General features: G+C 43.0%; 2 protein-coding genes. One reads left to right on the top strand and one right to left on the bottom strand.

The features are described 5' to 3' along the window. Positions 1–291 precede the first annotated feature (291 nt). Positions 292–1827 (top strand): C69 family dipeptidase, encoded by a 1536-nt coding sequence (locus ACI4WN_RS06920; protein ID WP_439777545.1) that lies wholly within the window; start codon positions 292–294, stop codon positions 1825–1827. Between the two features lie 88 nt (positions 1828–1915). On the opposite strand, the gene ACI4WN_RS06915 is transcribed toward ACI4WN_RS06920, so the two are convergent. After that, positions 1916–2086, bottom strand: a 171-nt coding sequence (locus ACI4WN_RS06915; RefSeq protein ID WP_439777548.1) for an anion permease, incomplete at its 5' end; no start/stop codon positions are given.

Here is a 2086-nt window from a genome sequence, read left to right as displayed (position 1 = left end):
TTTTATCGAAAATTAATTTAGACCGTAAAATTTTAAGGTCAATAGATTCTTTCATTTCTTGTTTAGCTTTCGAATTTGTCCTTTAAGCTTTTGGCTTAAAATACTCATTTAAGTAAAAAAATAGTTTCTCATTTTGCAAAAAGTTCTTCCCCAGAAAGGTTATTTTCTATCCTAAACATTAAATAGATAGTTTTATTTTAAAAAGGTCTGCGTTATAATTCGGTTTGTAAGCGCTTATTTTATGATCGAAGTTCTAGGATTAAAGGAAAAATTTTATAGGGGGAAATAATTATGCGTAAAGCAAAAATTACTGCGCTGACCTTGGCAGCTGGGGCTGCCTTAGCCTTTGCGCCAACTTCTGTCAGCAAGGCCTGCACTACGGTGATTGTAGGCAAAAAAGCTACGACCGATGGCTCGACCTTAATCGCCCGCAACGAAGACGTCGGTGCTTGGTCAAAGCACTTTTATGTTCATGCCGCTAACAGCATGCCGCAAACTTATACCTCTCAAGATAATGGCTTTAAGCTCGACTTACCAAAGACTTCTTTGCGCTACACGAGCACGCCAGACGGTGAGCAGGAAAATGGCCAGTGGATTTTTGGTGAGGACGGCATCAACAGTGCCAATGTTGCCATGAGTGCCACAGAATCTGGCACAAGCAACAAGAAAGCTCTAAAGGCCGACCCGTTAGTTAAAAATGGGATTTCAGAAGCTTCCATGCTCGACGTTATTTTGCCATACATCCACTCTGCCAAAGAAGGCGTTCTGCGTTTAGGACAAATTGTCGAAAAGCAAGGTTCTGCTGAAAACAACGGGGTTATTTTTAGCGATAAGAACGAAATCTGGTACATGGAAATCGGCTCTGGCCATACCTGGGCAGCCGTTAGAGTTCCAGACACCAAGTATGCTGTCATCCCTAACCAAATGGTAATCGGCAAGCTTAATCTCAAAGACTCCAAGAACTACCTAGCCTCTACTAACTTAACCAAAAAGGTCAAGGCTTGGTCCAAGAGCAAGAAGATCAAGATGACTGGCTACTCCAAGGGGTCAGTTTACTACGCTAAGGCTTTTGGCACGAACGACAAGACCGACTCCATCTACAACCGGCCAAGAATGTGGGATGGCCAAAGAATCCTGACGCCAAGCAAGAAGCAAAAGATCACCAAGAAACACTTCACTCTCTTCTTGAAGCCAGACAAGAAGGTTAGCGTAGCTAAAGTAGGTACAGTCTTAAGTTCCCACTTTACTGGTACCAAGTACTCCACTTATGGCAAGTGGAAAGGCGGTTACCGGCCAATCAACGTTTCAACAGATGTTGAATCTCACATCTTACAAATTAGAAACAATGTTAAGAGTGAGATTGCTGGCGTTCAATGGCTAGCCATGGCCTCCCCAGCTACTAGCGTCTACCTGCCTTTCTACACCAATATTACTGATACTCCATCTCAATACAAGGTTGATGGCGACTACCAAGATCCAACTAATCTGAAATCAGCCTACTGGACCTACAAGACAACAGGAATGGTTTTGGAAGCTTACAAGAATAAGTCCTTCCTCGACTCTAATGGCAAGAAGACCAATTTAATGACTAAAGACGTCAAGCCAACCAAGAAAGCCGTAACTGCTAAGCTTAAGGCCAACCTAGCTGCTAGCGACCAAAAAGCTAAGAGCTTGAATGGCGATGACTTAAGCAAGTACCTTACTGAGCAAAATCAGCAAAACGCTGACTACGCTCAAAGCAAGTGGCAAGCTATGAACAAGTCTTTGATCGTTCACTCCAACAAGTTAGCTTCAGTAACCAAGTCTAAGTTGACTTTTAATAAATAGCTAAAGCAAAAATGCCATCTCTTCCGAGATGGCATTTCTTGTTATGTTACTTGTTTTATCTAACGTTTTCAGATTTCGGATTGCTTTTTTACCAAAGGCCAATCAGCTTCATCCAGAGACCACCGATGACGCCGTAGACTACCAGGTAGAAGAGACCCAAAACAAAGTTCATCTTCCACCAGTCAGTCTGCTTAACGTAGCCTGGGGCAAACAAAGCCGTAGCTGGCCCGCAGGAATAGTGGGTGGTGGATTGGAAGAT

The organism is Lactobacillus sp., assembly GCF_051893255.1.
In the GTDB taxonomy this organism is placed as follows: Bacteria; Bacillota; Bacilli; order Lactobacillales; family Lactobacillaceae; genus Lactobacillus.
This window is presented reverse-complemented; position numbering and strand designations above follow the sequence as displayed.